The 15,178-nt window shown below is 62.7% G+C and carries 13 protein-coding genes; 7 read left to right on the plus strand and 6 right to left on the minus strand.

What is annotated here, in order from left to right:
* Nucleotides 1-123: 123 nt before the first annotated feature.
* A complete protein-coding gene (gene algW, locus FXN65_RS04840; protein WP_151131964.1) occupies nt 124-1,275 on the minus strand; it encodes a Do family serine endopeptidase AlgW in 1,152 nt (383 codons plus the stop codon).
* 111 nt (nt 1,276-1,386) lie between these two features.
* Between algW and FXN65_RS04845 the strand changes: the two genes are divergently transcribed.
* Complete coding sequence (locus tag FXN65_RS04845; RefSeq protein WP_151131965.1) at nt 1,387-2,145, plus strand: Nif3-like dinuclear metal center hexameric protein; 759 nt, start codon at nt 1,387-1,389, stop codon at nt 2,143-2,145.
* Nucleotides 2,146-2,192: 47 nt separating this feature from the next.
* On the opposite strand, the gene mltB is transcribed toward FXN65_RS04845, so the two are convergent.
* Complete coding sequence (mltB, locus tag FXN65_RS04850; protein ID WP_151131966.1) at nt 2,193-3,290, minus strand: lytic murein transglycosylase B; 1,098 nt, start codon at nt 3,288-3,290, stop codon at nt 2,193-2,195.
* A gap of 332 nt (nt 3,291-3,622) precedes the next feature.
* On the opposite strand from mltB, the gene cysD reads away from it, so the two are divergent.
* On the plus strand, nt 3,623-4,540 hold the full coding sequence (cysD, locus tag FXN65_RS04855) for a sulfate adenylyltransferase subunit CysD (protein ID WP_120652885.1): 918 nt from the start codon (nt 3,623-3,625) through the stop codon (nt 4,538-4,540).
* Between the two features lie 12 nt (nt 4,541-4,552).
* Nucleotides 4,553-6,454 (plus strand): sulfate adenylyltransferase subunit CysN, encoded by a 1,902-nt coding sequence (gene cysN, locus FXN65_RS04860; RefSeq protein ID WP_151131967.1) that lies wholly within the window; start codon nt 4,553-4,555, stop codon nt 6,452-6,454.
* Between the two features lie 90 nt (nt 6,455-6,544).
* Here the strand turns inward: cysN and FXN65_RS04865 are convergent, their stop codons facing one another.
* The gene (locus FXN65_RS04865) at nt 6,545-6,985 is read right to left on the minus strand and encodes a YhcB family protein (RefSeq protein ID WP_016490984.1); all 441 of its coding nucleotides are present in this window, start codon (nt 6,983-6,985) and stop codon (nt 6,545-6,547) included.
* 129 nt (nt 6,986-7,114) lie between these two features.
* Between FXN65_RS04865 and FXN65_RS04870 the strand changes: the two genes are divergently transcribed.
* The 3 genes from FXN65_RS04870 to zapE all read left to right on the plus strand — a co-directional run bounded on the left by FXN65_RS04870 (nt 7,115) and on the right by zapE (nt 10,307).
* On the plus strand, nt 7,115-7,741 hold the full coding sequence (locus FXN65_RS04870) for an alpha/beta hydrolase (RefSeq protein WP_151131968.1): 627 nt from the start codon (nt 7,115-7,117) through the stop codon (nt 7,739-7,741).
* A 29-nt stretch (nt 7,742-7,770) separates the two neighbouring features.
* The gene (locus FXN65_RS04875; protein WP_151131969.1) at nt 7,771-9,117 is read left to right on the plus strand and encodes a tryptophan--tRNA ligase; all 1,347 of its coding nucleotides are present in this window, start codon (nt 7,771-7,773) and stop codon (nt 9,115-9,117) included.
* Between the two features lie 95 nt (nt 9,118-9,212).
* Nucleotides 9,213-10,307 (plus strand): cell division protein ZapE, encoded by a 1,095-nt coding sequence (zapE, locus tag FXN65_RS04880; protein WP_151131970.1) that lies wholly within the window; start codon nt 9,213-9,215, stop codon nt 10,305-10,307.
* Nucleotides 10,308-10,363: 56 nt separating this feature from the next.
* On the opposite strand, the gene FXN65_RS04885 is transcribed toward zapE, so the two are convergent.
* Together FXN65_RS04885 and FXN65_RS04890 are read right to left on the minus strand one after the other, a co-directional pair.
* Nucleotides 10,364-11,329 carry a hypothetical protein gene (locus FXN65_RS04885; RefSeq protein WP_151131971.1) on the minus strand — a complete coding sequence of 322 codons (966 nt, stop codon included), beginning with the start codon at nt 11,327-11,329 and terminating at the stop codon, nt 10,364-10,366.
* A gap of 257 nt (nt 11,330-11,586) precedes the next feature.
* On the minus strand, nt 11,587-12,585 hold the full coding sequence (locus FXN65_RS04890; protein ID WP_151131972.1) for a GlxA family transcriptional regulator: 999 nt from the start codon (nt 12,583-12,585) through the stop codon (nt 11,587-11,589).
* Nucleotides 12,586-12,735: 150 nt separating this feature from the next.
* Between FXN65_RS04890 and FXN65_RS04895 the strand changes: the two genes are divergently transcribed.
* Nucleotides 12,736-13,875, plus strand: a complete 1,140-nt coding sequence (locus FXN65_RS04895) for an acyl-CoA dehydrogenase family protein (RefSeq protein ID WP_151131973.1) — start codon at nt 12,736-12,738, stop codon at nt 13,873-13,875.
* A 48-nt stretch (nt 13,876-13,923) separates the two neighbouring features.
* On the opposite strand, the gene FXN65_RS04900 is transcribed toward FXN65_RS04895, so the two are convergent.
* Nucleotides 13,924-14,961 carry an NADP(H)-dependent aldo-keto reductase gene (locus tag FXN65_RS04900; RefSeq protein ID WP_151131974.1) on the minus strand — a complete coding sequence of 346 codons (1,038 nt, stop codon included), beginning with the start codon at nt 14,959-14,961 and terminating at the stop codon, nt 13,924-13,926.
* Between the last annotated feature and the right edge of the window lie 217 nt (nt 14,962-15,178).

Consider the following 15,178-nt stretch of genomic DNA (forward strand, 5'->3'; position numbering starts at 1 on the left):
AACTCTAAATATGTAATAACATAACATTTTGCAAGGTGAGAATAGTTCCTGTCCAGTGTCGGAATGATCCTGCGTCAGAGTGCGGAAACGAAAACGGCGCCCGAAGGCGCCGTTTCTTGCTGATCAGCTGCCGCCGTTGCTGCTCGGTGGCGGGCGGACGCCGACTTCGGCGGTCAGTTCCAGTTCCTGGCCGTTGCGCATCACCTGGATGCTGACCTTCTCGCCCGGGCGCGTACGGGCCACCTGGTTCATCGAGCGGCGGCCATCGCCAGCCGGTTCGCCATCGATGCTGAGAATGATGTCGCCGGGCTGCAGGGTGGCGCGCTGGGCCGGGCTGTCGCGGTAGATGCCGGCCACCACGATGCCGGGGCGGCCTTCAAGGCCGAAGGACTCGGCCAGTTCCGGGGTCAGTGGCTGGACTTCGATCCCGAGCCAGCCGCGAATCACCTGGCCGTGCTCGATGATGGCCTTCATCACCTCCAGGGCCAGTTTGACCGGGATGGCGAAGCCGATGCCCTGGGAGCCGCCGGACTTGGAGAAGATCGCGGTGTTGATGCCGATCAGGTTGCCACTGGCGTCGACCAGGGCGCCGCCGGAGTTGCCGGGGTTGATCGCGGCGTCGGTCTGGATGAAGTCTTCGTAGGTGTTCAGGCCCAGTTGGTTGCGGCCGGTGGCGCTGATGATGCCCATGGTCACGGTCTGGCCCACGCCGAAGGGGTTGCCGATGGCGAGCGCGACATCGCCTATGCGGATGTTGTCCGAGCGGCCGAGGGTGATGGGCGGCAGGTCCTTGAGGTCGATCTTCAGCACCGCCAGGTCGGTCTCCGGGTCGCTGCCTACCAGGCGCGCCAGGGTTTCGCGTCCGTCCTTGAGGGCGACCACGATCTGGTCGGCGCCGGCGGTCACATGGTTGTTGGTCAGCAGGTAGCCTTCCGGGCTCATGATCACCGCTGAACCCAGGCTGGATTCCATGCGCCGCTGGCGGGGCAGGTTGTCGCCGAAGAAGCGGCGGAACTGCGGGTCCTCGAACAGAGGGTGAGTCGGCTTGGTCACCATCTTGGTGGTGTAGAGGTTGGCCACGGCCGGCGATGCACTGGTCACGGCGTCGGCATAGGAGTCCGGGCCCTGGCGCGTGAAGTTGAACTTGGGGGCTTCCTGCAGATGTACTTCCTGGCGGGGCATGCCGACCCATTCCGGATATTGCTGGATGATCAGCAGTGCCACGAGCACGCCGACAATCAGGGGCCAGCTGAGAAATCGCAGGGCCTTGAGCATCGAAGGAGAATCCTGAGGGTTGCGGGGGGCAGGGGTGCCCCTTAAGGTGGCGCCATTATACGAGGGCGTCCGTTAAAAACGAGTCGTCCGCAACAGCTTGTGAGGAATGCCATGGCCATTGCCCTGAACACTCTGGTGGAAGAAGCGGATCGCTATCTGAACGCTTCGCGCATCCAGGATTACTGCCCCAACGGCCTGCAGGTCGAGGGCCGTCCCCAGGTCAGCCGGATCGTCACTGGCGTCACCGCCAGCCAGGCGCTGCTGGACGCAGCGGTGGAGGCCGAGGCGGATGTGGTGCTGGTGCACCACGGATACTTCTGGAAGGGCGAGAACCCCTGTGTGGTGGGTATGAAGCAGCGCCGGCTGAAGGCCCTGCTTGCCAACGACATCAGCCTGCTGGCCTACCACCTGCCGCTGGACCTGCATCCGGAAGTGGGCAACAACGTCCAGTTGGCGCGTCAGCTGGACATCATCGTCGAAGGCCCGCTGGAGCCGGATAACCCCCGGACCGTCGGGCTGATCGGTTCCCTGGCCGAACCCATGACCGCCCGCGACTTCGCCCGCCGTGTACGCGAGGTGCTCGGGCGCGAGCCCCTGCTGGTGGAGGGTGATCGCATGATCAGCCGCATCGGCTGGTGCACCGGCGGCGGTCAGGGCTATATCGATCAGGCGATTGCTGCGGGTGTCGATGCCTATCTCACTGGCGAAGTCTCCGAACAGACCGTGCACAGTGCTCGGGAGAACGGTGTCAGCTTCATCGCCGCCGGCCACCATGCCACCGAGCGCTATGGTGTGCAGGCGCTGGGCGACTACCTGGCCAAGCGCTTCGCCATCGAGCACCTGTTCATCGACTGCGCCAATCCCGCCTGAGTTCGTAGGGCAGAGAAAAAAGGCCGGCTCAGTGAGCCGGCCGTTTTTCATCGGGAACCGTGACGTTGCCTCTCTACTGCCTTGCCCAGTTCCCACACAGCCATGGCGTAATGTGTGCTGTGGTTATAGCGGGTGATCACGTAGAAGTTCGGAAGGCCATACCAGTACTGGTAGGTGTTGCCCATGTCCAGGCGCAGCAGACTGGTGCTTTGGTGATTGCCCAACGAGCTCTGCGGCCGGAGCCCGGCTGCAGTCAGCACACTGATCGGATACTGGGTCGCGAAACCGTTTTCCAGCGAGCGCGCCTGGCCGGTGGCGCGCACGGCCACGGTGTCGCCGGTGACCCAGCCATGCTGCTTGAAGTAGTTGGCCACGCTGCCGATGGCATCGCGGGGGTTCCACAGGTCCCGTTGTCCGTTGCCATCGAAGTCCACGGCATATCTGGTGAAGGACGAGGGCATGAACTGTCCGTAGCCCATCGCGCCGGCATAGGAGCCGCGTAGCGACAGTGGGTCGTCACCTTCATTACGCGCTTGCAGAAGAAATTGCTCCAGTTCACCGCTGAAGAACTCGGCGCGGCGAGGGTAGGAGAAGGAAAGGGTAGCCAGCGCGTCGATGATCCGCGTCTTGCCCATTACGCGTCCCCAACGGGTCTCCACACCGATGATGCCGACAATGATTTCCGGCGGTACGCCATAGGTGCGGAAGGCGCGTTGCAGATCAGCTTCGTACTGGTCCCAGAACAGCACGCCGTTGCGCACGTTGCCCGGCGTGATGAATTTCTTCCGGTAGCGTAGCCAGGCGCCGTTGGGGCCGCTGGGCGGTGTATAGGAGGGCGCCTGGCGGTCCATCAGGCGGATCACCCAGTCAAGTTCGCGGGTTTGGGCGAGCAGGTCTTGCAGGTGCTGGCGATTGAAGGCGTGCTGGCTGACCATGCGATCGATGAAGCGCTGGGCGCTGACGTTGCCGGCGAAGTCGCCGCGTAGCGGCGTGATCGGTTGCACCGAGCCGAATGTCGGGTGGGCGCTGGGGGAGGTGAGTGTCGGTTGCTTTGGCTTCTGGACCGGTTGCAGGACGGGAGCTGGTTTGCTGCTGCATGCGGAGATCAGGACGAGCAAAGGCAGGGCGAAGGCAACTCGGCGCATGGGGAGTCTTTCGGGGCAGGAAAATGTGCTGGCTATGCTAACGCAGGGCTGAACGGTTACAAGTCGCGGAGTGGGTAAACATCGCCGGCATTGTCGTGCTCCTGGCAGAGGTCCGAGGAGGGAGCGAGTCGCCGATCGGCCTCACCCTCCGAGGCTGCATGGTGGCCCGGGAGGGTGGCCCTGGCAGCTTCACTGCCAGCGAATTCGTACGGCTATATAAGTATATTTTTTCGGTATAACCCGCCCCCCTGTTAGAGCCTTGCGCTGTGTTAGAGTGCCCGCTCGTCCACGGCCCGCCGGCCGTCGTATCAGAAAGACCTTCGTGAGTAGCCATGCTCGATAAACTGACGCACCTGAAACAGCTGGAGGCGGAGAGCATCCACATCATTCGTGAAGTGGCCGCCGAATTCGACAACCCGGTGATGCTCTATTCCATCGGTAAAGACTCCGCCGTCATGCTGCACCTGGCGCGCAAGGCGTTCTTCCCTGGCAAGCTGCCCTTCCCGGTCATGCACGTCGACACCCGGTGGAAGTTCCAGGAGATGTACCAGTTCCGCGACAAGATGGTCGCCGAGATGGGCCTGGACCTGATCACTCACGTGAACCCGGAAGGCGTTGCACAGGGCATCAACCCCTTCACCCACGGCAGCGCGAAGCACACTGACGTGATGAAGACCGAGGGACTGAAGCAGGCGCTCGACAAGTACGGCTTCGATGCGGCCTTCGGCGGCGCTCGCCGCGACGAGGAGAAGTCCCGCGCCAAGGAGCGCGTGTATTCCTTCCGCGACAGCAAGCACCGCTGGGACCCGAAAAACCAGCGTCCCGAGCTGTGGAACGTCTACAACGGCAAGGTGAAGAAGGGCGAGTCGATCCGCGTCTTCCCGCTTTCCAACTGGACCGAGCTGGACATCTGGCAATACATCTATCTGGAACAGATCCCGATCGTCCCGCTGTACTTCGCCGCCGAGCGTGAAGTCATCGAGAAGAACGGTACGCTGATCATGATCGACGACGAGCGCATCCTCGAGCACCTCTCCGACGAAGAGAAAGCCCGCATCGAGAAGCGCATGGTGCGATTCCGCACCCTGGGCTGCTACCCGCTGACCGGCGCGGTGGAGTCCACGGCGACCACGTTGCCGGAAATCATCCAGGAAATGCTCCTGACCCGTACTTCCGAGCGCCAGGGCCGGGTCATCGACCACGACGCCGCCGGCTCGATGGAAGAGAAGAAACGTCAGGGCTATTTCTAAGGATTCCGCACCATGAGCCATCAATCCGATCTGATCAGCGAGGACATCCTCGCCTACCTGGCCCAGCACGAACGCAAGGAACTGCTGCGCTTCCTCACCTGCGGCAACGTCGACGACGGCAAGAGCACCCTGATCGGGCGCCTGCTGCACGACTCCAAGATGATCTACGAAGACCATCTGGAGGCCATCACCCGCGATTCGAAGAAAGTCGGCACCACCGGTGACGACGTCGACCTCGCGCTGCTGGTGGATGGCCTGCAGGCCGAGCGCGAACAGGGCATCACCATTGACGTGGCGTACCGCTACTTCAGCACCGCCAAGCGCAAGTTCATCATCGCCGACACCCCCGGCCATGAGCAGTACACCCGCAATATGGCCACCGGCGCGTCCACCTGCGACCTGGCCATCATCCTGATCGACGCCCGCTACGGCGTGCAGACCCAGACCCGTCGTCACAGCTTCATTGCGTCCTTGCTGGGCATCAAGCACATCGTCGTCGCGGTCAACAAGATGGACCTGATGGACTTCGATCAGTCCGTCTTCGAGAAGATCAAGGCCGACTACCTGCAGTTCGCCGAGCGCATCAAGCTGGCTCCGTCGTCGATCCATTTCGTGCCCATGTCGGCGCTCAAGGGCGATAACGTGGTCAATCGCAGCGAGCGCGCGCCGTGGTACGACGGCAAGCCGCTGATGGAAATCCTCGAAACCGTGGAAATCGCCGGTGACCGCAACGTCTCCGACATGCGCTTCCCGGTGCAGTACGTGAACCGTCCGAACCTGAACTTCCGCGGCTTCGCGGGCACTCTGGCCAGCGGCATCGTGCGCAAGGGTGATGAAGTGGTGGCTCTGCCTTCGGGCAAGGGCAGTCGGGTCAAGTCCATCGTCACCTATGAAGGCGAACTGGAGCAGGCCGGTCCGGGCCAGGCCATCACCCTGACCCTGGAAGACGAAATCGACGTCTCCCGCGGGGACATGCTGGTGCATGCCGACAACCGCCCGCTGATCACCGATGGTTTCGAAGCCATGCTGGTGTGGATGTCCGAAGAGCCCATGCTCCCGGGCAAGAAGTACGACATCAAGCGCGCCACCAGCTATGTGCCGGGCTCGATTCCGAGCATCACCCACAAGGTGGATGTGAACACTCTCGAGGAAACCGCTGGAAGCAGCCTTCAGTTGAACGAGATCGCCAAGGTCAAGGTCAGCCTGGACGCGCCCATCGCCCTCGATGGCTACGAACAGAACCGCACCACTGGCGCCTTCATCGTCATCGATCGCCTGACCAATGGCACCGTTGGCGCCGGCATGATCATCGCCGACCCGCAGGCCGGTCGTAATGTCGATGGCCACCACGGCAAGCAGGCCCACGTGTCCCGCGAAGAGCGTGCCGCGCGCTTCGGCCAGCAGCCGGCCACCGTGCTGTTCAGCGGCCTTTCCGGCGCAGGCAAGAGCACCCTGGCTTACGCCGTGGAGCGCAAGCTGTTCGACATGGGCCGTGCCGTCTACGTGCTGGATGGCCAGAATCTGCGTCACGACCTGAACAAGGGCCTGCCGCAGGATCGCGCCGGACGTACCGAGAACTGGCGTCGTGCCGCTCACGTTGCGCGTCAGTTCAACGAGGCTGGCCTGGTCACCCTGGCGGCCTTCGTTGCACCGGATGCCGAAGGTCGCGAGCAGGCCAAGGCCCTCATCGGTGCCGATCGCCTGATCACCGTCTATGTCCAGGCGTCGCCGCTTGCTTGCCGCGAGCGCGATCCGCAGGGACTTTATGCCGCTGGCCACGACAACATCCCGGGTGAGTCCTTCCCCTACGATGTGCCGCTGGATGCGGATCTGGTGATCGACACCCAGTCCACCAACGTGGATGAGGGTGCGAAGCTGGTGATCGATCTGCTCCGCGAGCGCGGCGCGATCTAAGCGACAGCCCAACAAAAAGCCCCGCGATTGCGGGGCTTTTTGTTGGCTTCCGGTTCGGCTGGCCGGTTGTCCGGCCGAGCCTTGGTGGAATCAGTACTTGCCTTTCAGGCCGAAGGTCTCGTCCAGGGTGCCGGGGGCGTCCGGAGCTTTTGGCGCGTAGTCCTTGGGGGCTTCGTTGCTCTTCGGCGGGGTCAGGCGCTCGCGCGGGCTGGCGGCCTCGTCGGCGTGCAGGGCGGCCAGCAGGCGCTGGCGGGTCAACTCGTCCAGGGCCAGGCGGCTGGCACCTTCGGACAGATGTTCCTGCACTTCCTGATAGCTCTGGGTGAGCTTCTTCACCAGGCTGGCGGTGGTGTTGAAGTGAGTGACCACCTCGCTCTGGTAGGTATCGAAACGTTCCTGCAGATCATCCAGCTGGCGCTGTGTCCGGTTCGGGGCCGCATTGGGCACCAGGCGGGCGATCAGGAAACCGATGCCGATACCGGCGAGCAGGGCGAAGGCTGGTAACAACCAGACGGTGAGCGACTGTTCCACGAGTCCTTCCTCTATAAACGGCTTTGCTTTACGTTAACGGCTCGAATCCGCGCTGTATACCGCGACGCAAGCCCTGTTGTGCTAATCCAAGACGAGTCGACCCGCCACGGGGTCACGGAGTTTCCCCAGTTGAGCCGCGAAATCCCTCTCCTGCTCGATGGCCCTTGTGGCCAGCTCGAAGCGCTGCATCTCGATTTGCCCGAAGCCAAGGGCCTGGTGCTGATCTGCCATCCCAATCCGGTGCAGGGCGGCACCATGCTCAACAAGGTGGTTTCCACCCTGCAGCGTACCGCTCGTGATGCAGGTTACAGCACCTTGCGTTTCAATTATCGAGGCGTTGGCGCCAGTGCCGGCAGTCATGACATGGACACCGGTGAAGTGGATGACGCCGAAGCGGCTGCCCACTGGTTCCGTGGCCAGCGTCCGGACCTGCCCCTGACGTTGATGGGGTTTTCCTTCGGCGGCTTCGTCGCTGCCAGCCTCGCGGGACGCCTGGAGCGCCAGGGCATCGATGTGCCGCGCCTGTTCATGGTGGCGCCGGCGGTGATGCGCATAGGCGACGACAATCCGTTGCCCGATTCCGGCCAATTGACCGTGGTCCAGCCAGACGCGGACGAAGTCGTGCCGCCTCAGGCCGTGTACGACTGGTCCGCCGGCCTCGCGCGCCCCCATGAGCTGCTGAAAGTGGCAGAATGCGGGCACTTCTTCCACGGCAAGCTGACCGACCTCAGGGACCTGGTCCTGCCGCGCCTCTGATTCCGAATCAAGTCCGACAAGCGAACACCATGACTACTCGTATCCTTACCGGCATCACCACCACCGGCACGCCGCACCTCGGCAACTACGCAGGCGCCATCCGGCCGGCCATCGTCGCCAGTCGCGCCAACGACGTCGATTCCTTCTACTTCCTGGCCGACTACCACGCCCTGATCAAGTGCGACGACCCCGCCCGTATCCAGCGTTCGCGCCTGGAAATCGCCGCCACCTGGCTGGCTTGCGGCCTGGATACCGACAAGGCGACCTTCTACCGCCAGTCCGACATTCCCGAAATTCCCGAGCTCACCTGGCTGCTGACCTGTGTCAGCGCCAAGGGCCTGCTCAATCGCGCCCACGCCTACAAGGCGTCGGTGGACAAGAACCTGGAGAACGGCGAAGACCCGGACGCCGGCGTCACCATGGGCCTGTACAGCTATCCGGTGCTGATGGCCGCGGACATCCTGATGTTCAATGCCCACAAGGTGCCGGTCGGCCGTGACCAGATCCAGCATGTGGAAATGGCCCGCGACATCGGTCAGCGCTTCAACCACCTGTTCGGTGCCGGCCGCGAGTACTTCACCCTGCCGGAAGCGGTGATCGAGGAAGAGGTGGCGACCCTGCCCGGCCTCGACGGTCGCAAGATGTCCAAGAGTTACGACAACACCATTCCGCTGTTCGGCAGTGCCAAGCAACTGAAGGATGCCATCGCGCGCATCGTCACCGACTCCCGCGCCCCTGGTGAGCCGAAGGATCCGGACAACTCCCATCTCTTCACCCTCTACCAGGCCTTCGCCACCCCGGCCCAGCTGGCTGAGTTCCGCGCCGAATTGCTGGCGGGTCTCGCCTGGGGCGAAGCCAAGCAGCGTCTGTTCCAGCTGCTGGACAACGAGTTGGGCGAGGCTCGCGAGCGCTATCACGCGCTGATCGAGCGTCCGTCCGACCTGGAGGACATCCTCCTCGCCGGCGCCGCCAAGGCTCGCAAGATCGCTACCCCGTTCCTCAACGAGCTGCGCGAAGCGGTGGGCCTGCGCTCGTTCCGTACCAATGTGCAGGCTGGCACCGAGGCGAAGAAGAAGTCGGCCAAGAGCGCTCGCTTCGTCAGCTTCCGCGACGAGGACGGCAGTTTCCGTTTCCGCCTGCTTGACGCCGATGGCGAACAGCTGCTGCTGTCCCGCTCCTTCGCCGATGGCAAGGCTGCCGGCCAGGTCAGCAAGCGTCTGCAGTCGGGTGATGAGCTGGACCTGCGTGTGGAAGGCGACGCGTTCGGTATCTGGCTGGACGATGAACAGGTCGCTTGCAGTCCGGCATTCGCTGACGATGCGGCCCGAGATGCGGCGATCCAGCGCCTCTATTCGGCTCTCGCACCTCAGGAATAACTTTCTATCCAGCGGCCGACTCTGCCGGCCAATTGCCAATCAACGGGGCAAGCTCTAAAGTAGCTGCCCCGTTTTTCGTTGCCTTGCTATCGATCATGACCCCCCTCGAGCGCTACCAGTCCGATCTCAAGCGGCCGGATTTCTTCCACGATGCCGCGCAGGAAACCGCCGTTCGCCATCTGCAGCGGCTGTACGACGACCTGATCGCCGATGACCGCAGCAAGCCCGGCCTGTTGGGCAGCCTGTTCGGCAAGAAGCGCCAGGGCCCGGTGAAGGGTCTGTACTTCTGGGGGGGTGTGGGGCGCGGCAAGACCTACCTGGTGGATACCTTCTACGACGCGCTGCCGTTCAAGCAGAAGATGCGTACCCACTTCCACCGTTTCATGAAGCGCGTCCACGAGGAAATGAAAACCCTCAAGGGCGAAAAGAACCCGCTGACCATCATCGGCAAGCGTTTCGCTGATGAGGCGCGGGTGATCTGCTTCGACGAATTCTTCGTCTCCGACATCACCGACGCCATGATCCTGGCCACGCTCCTCGAAGAGCTGTTCAAGAATGGCGTCAGCCTGGTGGCCACCTCCAACATCGTGCCCGACGGCCTCTACAAGGACGGCCTGCAACGCGCGCGTTTCCTGCCGGCCATTGCGCTGCTCAAGGAACACACCGATATCGTCAACGTCGACAGCGGCGTGGACTACCGTCTGCGTGCCCTGGAACAGGCCGAGCTGTTCCACTTCCCGCTGGACGCCGAGGCCGAGGCCAGCCTGAGTCGCAGCTTCAAGAGCCTACTGCCCGACTGCACCATGGCCCAGGAAAACGAAGTCCTGATGATCGAGAACCGCGAAATCCGCGCCGTGCGCGTCTGCGAAGACGTCGCATGGTTCGAGTTCCGTGAGCTCTGCGATGGTCCACGCAGCCAGAACGACTACATCGAACTGGGCAAGATCTTCCACGCGGTGATCCTCGCCAACGTCGAGCAGATGGGCGTGGCCAAGGACGACATGGCGCGGCGCTTCATCAACCTGGTGGACGAGTTCTACGACCGCAACGTGAAGCTGATCATTTCCGCCGAGGTGGAGCTGAAGGATCTCTACTCCGGTGGCCGCCTGAACTTCGAGTTCCAGCGCACCCTCAGCCGCCTGCTGGAGATGCAGTCCCACGAGTTCCTGTCGCGGCCTCACAAACCCTGAGGCCCGTGTAATGAAAAAGGCTGCCCGAGGGCAGCCTTTTTCATTGGCTGGCGGGCTCAGTTCTGCGCCAGCTTCTCTTCCCGCTGTTTCAGCAGCTTCTGCGCATGGGCCACTTCCAGGGCTTCCATGGCGTTGATCGGTTTGATCGCAACGGCCTTCTTCAGGTGTTCCAGCGCCTTGGCTTCCTCGTCTTCGCCGTACACGTAATCCAGTGCATTGGCGTACTCGTAGTGGCCGATGGGCAGGTCGTCCTTGGCTTTGAAGGAGCGGGCGAAGTATTGCTCCATCTTTTCCGAGCTGACGCCGTAGGTCATCTTGCCCACCAGCTTGCCGACCCGTCGGATCACGCCGGCCTCGTAACCGCCATAGAGCGCCAGGGCGAAGGGCTGCTGCGGCTGTGTCTTCAGCAGCGCATCGAGCTCCTCGGGAATCTGGCTGGTGTAGCCCCGCTTGAGCACCACCGGTACCGGCAGCTCCTCGCCCAGGCGGGCCTTGGCATAGGCGCTGCCGAACTGGGCGACCACGTCGGCCTTGACCAGGTCGCCGGCTTCGTCGGTATAGCGGATCACTTCTTCCAGCAGGCGATGCTTCTCCGTCTGGTCCGGCACCAGGAACATGGCGTAAACCACCTGGGCGAACATGGCGGGGATCTGGCCGCCGACGCCGAGGGCCAGGCCCTGCTTCTTGGCCTCGGCGAAGTCGCCACGGAACATCAGGCGCCACACGTCCTGCAGCTTGGCGGCGTAGACCTCGGCCTCCTCAGGCTTGCCGGTGAAGCCGGTATTGCCGGTCACGGTGAGCTCCAGGGCCTTGGGGTACCGGGTGGCCATGGTCACCACCCAGTCGGCGTCGGGATAGGGGTAGTTCGCACCGAAACCGCGGGTCAGCCGAGGCCAGGCTTCACGCAGCTTGTCGCCTGAGTAGTCGTAGGCGGCCTTGTCGTAGGGGAAGGGTTTCCAGTTGTCGTCCGCCACAGCGGTGAGGCTGCAGGCGGCCAGCAGGGCAAGCAGGTAGCGGCGCATGGCGATGGACCTTTTCTTGTTGTTGTCCTCCCGTGCCGGGGCTGGCGCGGGTTCGGGGCATCCCGTTCGGGCATGGGCCGATCATAGGGCGGTGGCGGTCGCGGCCAACCCATCCTTGGGATGGCGCCGCAACTAATGTGAAAACCTCGCGAGTGAAGGCCAGGCAAGGCGGAGTCAGCCGCAAAGGCGCAGTTTGCGAGCTGTAAACGAGCATCCTGAGGCTTTTTCCAACACGGCATGGCCGAGCGCAGTAGTTTTCACTCGCCTTTCTGCTGGTACTGGCGTCGGTACTGATTAGGTGAGAGCTGGGTGTGCTGGCGGAACAGCCGGGCAAAGAAACTGGCGTCGTCGTAGCCCACTTCGTAACTGATGGTCTTGATGCTCTTGCGCGTGGCCGAGAGCAGTCCCTTCGCCGTTTCGATGCGTAACCGCTGAAGGTAGTGCAAGGGTTTGTCGCCGGTGGCGGCCTGGAAGCGCCGCATGAAGTTGCGGATGCTCATGCCGTGCTCCCGCGCCACATCCTCGAAGCGGAACTTGTCGGCAAAGTGGTCTTCCAGCCAATGCTGGATCTGCAGGATGGTCATGTCGTGGTGCAGTTTCTGACCGCCGAAGCCGATGCGTCCTGGCGTGTAGCTGCGCTGCACTTCGTAGAGGATGTCGCGGGCCACCGCCTGGGCGATGCCTGCGCCGCAGAAGCGCTCGATCAGGTAGATGTAGAGGTCGCAGGCCGAGGTGACACCGCCGGCACAGTAGAGGTTGTCGGCATCGGAAATGTGCTTGTCCTGGTTCAGCAGCACCTTGGGAAAGCGTTGGGTGAATTCGCCGAAGAAGCGCCAATAGGTGGTTGCTTCCTTGCCGTCGAGCAGGCCCGCCTGGGCCATCCAGAACACGCCGTACGCTTCGCCGCAGATGGCGCTGCCGGCAGCGTGGCGTTCGCGCAGCCACTCGCAGACGCTTGGGTAGCGGGCGAGCAGGGCGTCGAAATCACCCCAGAAGGTCGGGATGACGATGATGTCCGCTTCATCCAGTGCACCGTCCACCGGGATGCGCACTTCGCTGAAGCTGCGCACCGGCTGGCCGTCAGGGCTGACCAGTCGGGTCTGGAAGGCAGGGGTGAAACCTTTGCCCTGCAGTTTGCCGAAGCGCAGGCTGGCCATGTGGAAGAAATCCTTGGCCTGCATCAGGGTGGAGGCGAAGACACCGTCGATGGCCAGGATGCTGACCTGTCGAAGGTTGGGAGACTGCGTAATGCTCATGGTGTTGTTCTTATTAGGGGAAAGCGGTCATTCTGCGGCTGGATCGTCTTATTTTTTGTCTTATGTGTCCAGTGTGGCGGGGGAGGGGACTGTCCTAGAGTCGGTGGCCTCCGAACCTACTTGTCTACAGTGTCATTCCAAGGTGATTCCATGATCCCGAGAACCCTGTTCAGCTCCGATCACGAACTCTTCCGCGACAGCGTGCGCAAGTTTCTCGAGCAGGAGGCGGTGCCCTACCACCACCAGTGGGAGAAGGACGGCCACATCGACCGCGCCTTGTGGAACAAGGCTGGCGAGGCCGGCATGCTCTGCTCGCACATTCCTGAAGAGTACGGCGGCATGGGCGCCGACTTCCTCTACAGTGCGGTGGTGATCGAGGAGATCGGCCGCCTGGGCCTGACCGGCATCGGCTTTTCCCTGCACTCCGACATCGTTGCGCCCTACATCCTCCACTACGGTTCCGAGGCGCAGAAACTGAAATACCTGCCCAAGCTGGTCAGTGGCGAACTGGTAACGGCCATCGCCATGACCGAGCCGGGCGCCGGTTCCGATCTACAGGGCGTGAAGACCACCGCTGTGCTGGACGGCGACGAGTACGTCATCAACGGCTCCAAGACCTTCATCACCAACGGCTTCCTGGCCGACCTGGTGATCGTTGTGGCCAAGACCGATCCCAAGGCCGGCGCCAAGGGCACCAGCCTGTTCCTGGTGGAAGCGGGCACGCCGGGCTTCGCCAAGGGCAAGCGTCTGGAAAAAGTCGGCATGAAGGCCCAGGACACTTCCGAACTGTTCTTCCAGGATGTTCGTGTACCCAAGGAGAACCTGCTGGGCCAGGCGGGGATGGGGTTCGCCTATCTGATGCAGGAACTGCCCCAGGAGCGCCTGACGGTGGGTATCGGCGCCTTGGCCTCGGCCGAGGCTGCGTTGAACTGGACCCTGGATTACACCCGCGAGCGCAAGGCGTTCGGCAAGTCCGTCGCCGAATTCCAGAACACCCGTTTCAAGCTGGCGGAAATGGCTACCGAGATCCAGATTGGCCGTGTCTTCGTCGATCGCTGCCTGGAGTTGCATTTGCAGGGCAAGCTGGACGTGCCCACTGCGGCGATGCTCAAGTACTGGGGCACCGATCTGCAGTGCAAGGTACTGGACGAGTGCGTGCAGCTGCACGGCGGCTACGGCTTCATGTGGGAGTACGCGGTGGCGCGAGCCTGGGCGGACGCGCGAGTGCAGCGGATTTATGCAGGCACCAACGAAATCATGAAGGAGATCATCGCCCGTTCCCTGGTCTGAGCCTCCGGTGAATGCAGGAAGCCCGGCGATTGCCGGGCTTCTGCTTTTTTACGGGGCCGGGTTCGGCTGGTCCTTGTGGATGGCGGCGATGCCTTCGAGCACGTCTTCCGAAAGCGTCAGCTCGGTACTGCGCAGGTTCGCTTCCAGTTGCTCCAGGGAGGTGGCGCCGATGATGTTGCTGGTCACGAAAGGTCGGGCGGTGACGAAGGCCAGCGCCATCTGCGCCGGGTCCAGGCCATGCTCACGAGCCAGCTGGACATAGCGCGAGCAGGCGGATTGGGACTGCGGGTTGGTGTAGCGGGTGAAGCGGCTGAAAAGGGTGATCCGGGCGTTGGCCGGGCGGGCGCCGTTCTCATACTTGCCGGAGAGCATGCCGAAGGCCATGGGGGAATAGGCCAGCAGGCCGCATCGCTCGCGCATCGCCACTTCGGCCAGGCCCACTTCGAAACTGCGGTTGAGCAGGTTGTAGGGGTTCTGGATGGAAACAACGCGGGGCAGGCCGAGTTGATCGGCAAGCTGGAGGAACTTCATCGTGCCCCAGGGAGTTTCGTTGGACAGACCGATGTGGCGGATCTTGCCGGCTTTCACCTGTTCGCCGAGGACCTCGAGGGTTTCCTGCAGCGGGGTGAATACTTCCTCCTTGTGCTGATAGCCGAGCTGGCCGAAGAAGTTGGTGCTGCGCTCGGGCCAGTGCAGTTGGTAGAGGTCGATCCAGTCGGTCTGCAGGCGTTTGAGGCTGGCATCCAGGGCGGCAGTGATGTGCTGGCGATTGTGTTTCAGGTTGCCGCCGCGGATGTGGCTGATGCCGTTGCCGGGGCCAGCGACCTTGCTCGCCAGGATCCAGTCGGCGCGGTCACGGCGCCTGGCGAACCAGTTGCCGATGATGGTTTCGGTGGCGCTGTAGGTTTCAGCACGCGGCGGCACCGGATACATCTCGGCGGTATCCATGAAGTTGATGCCGTAGGCCTTGGCACGCTCGATCTGGGCGAAGGCTTCGGTCTCGGTGTTCTGTTCGCCCCAGGTCATCGTTCCCAGGCAAAGGCTGCTGACCTTGAGGTCGGTGCAGCCAAGTTGGCGGTATTCCATCGCTGCCTCCTGCGTCTTCGATAAAGAACGCATGAAATCAGGTTGAAATTTTTCCTGCAATCGGCATAATTCCGCGGCTTTCTTTGCGGGGATGCCTAGCCTGCGAAGATTGAAGGTGGGGATGCCTAGCCTGCCGAAAACCCTTTTGCCGTAGCGGACGCGCTGACCCGAGCCCCCGATAGCGTCTGTTTCCGGCTGTCCCTGACTTGTCAGGGCG

This window comes from Pseudomonas lalkuanensis (assembly GCF_008807375.1).
Taxonomy (GTDB): domain Bacteria; phylum Pseudomonadota; class Gammaproteobacteria; order Pseudomonadales; family Pseudomonadaceae; genus Metapseudomonas; species Metapseudomonas lalkuanensis.

What these genes read in the sequence shown, in the direction of transcription:
- algW (WP_151131964.1), bottom strand. Translation starts at nt 1,275, where the DNA reads ATGCTCAAGGCCCTGCGATTTCTCAGCTGGCCCCTGATTGTCGGCGTG.
- FXN65_RS04845 (WP_151131965.1), top strand. Translation starts at nt 1,387, where the DNA reads ATGGCCATTGCCCTGAACACTCTGGTGGAAGAAGCGGATCGCTATCTG.
- mltB (WP_151131966.1), bottom strand. Translation starts at nt 3,290, where the DNA reads ATGCGCCGAGTTGCCTTCGCCCTGCCTTTGCTCGTCCTGATCTCCGCA.
- cysD (WP_120652885.1), top strand. Translation starts at nt 3,623, where the DNA reads ATGCTCGATAAACTGACGCACCTGAAACAGCTGGAGGCGGAGAGCATC.
- cysN (WP_151131967.1), top strand. Translation starts at nt 4,553, where the DNA reads ATGAGCCATCAATCCGATCTGATCAGCGAGGACATCCTCGCCTACCTG.
- FXN65_RS04875 (WP_151131969.1), top strand. Translation starts at nt 7,771, where the DNA reads ATGACTACTCGTATCCTTACCGGCATCACCACCACCGGCACGCCGCAC.
- zapE (WP_151131970.1), top strand. Translation starts at nt 9,213, where the DNA reads ATGACCCCCCTCGAGCGCTACCAGTCCGATCTCAAGCGGCCGGATTTC.
- FXN65_RS04885 (WP_151131971.1), bottom strand. Translation starts at nt 11,329, where the DNA reads ATGCGCCGCTACCTGCTTGCCCTGCTGGCCGCCTGCAGCCTCACCGCT.
- FXN65_RS04890 (WP_151131972.1), bottom strand. Translation starts at nt 12,585, where the DNA reads ATGAGCATTACGCAGTCTCCCAACCTTCGACAGGTCAGCATCCTGGCC.
- FXN65_RS04895 (WP_151131973.1), top strand. Translation starts at nt 12,736, where the DNA reads ATGATCCCGAGAACCCTGTTCAGCTCCGATCACGAACTCTTCCGCGAC.
- FXN65_RS04900 (WP_151131974.1), bottom strand. Translation starts at nt 14,961, where the DNA reads ATGGAATACCGCCAACTTGGCTGCACCGACCTCAAGGTCAGCAGCCTT.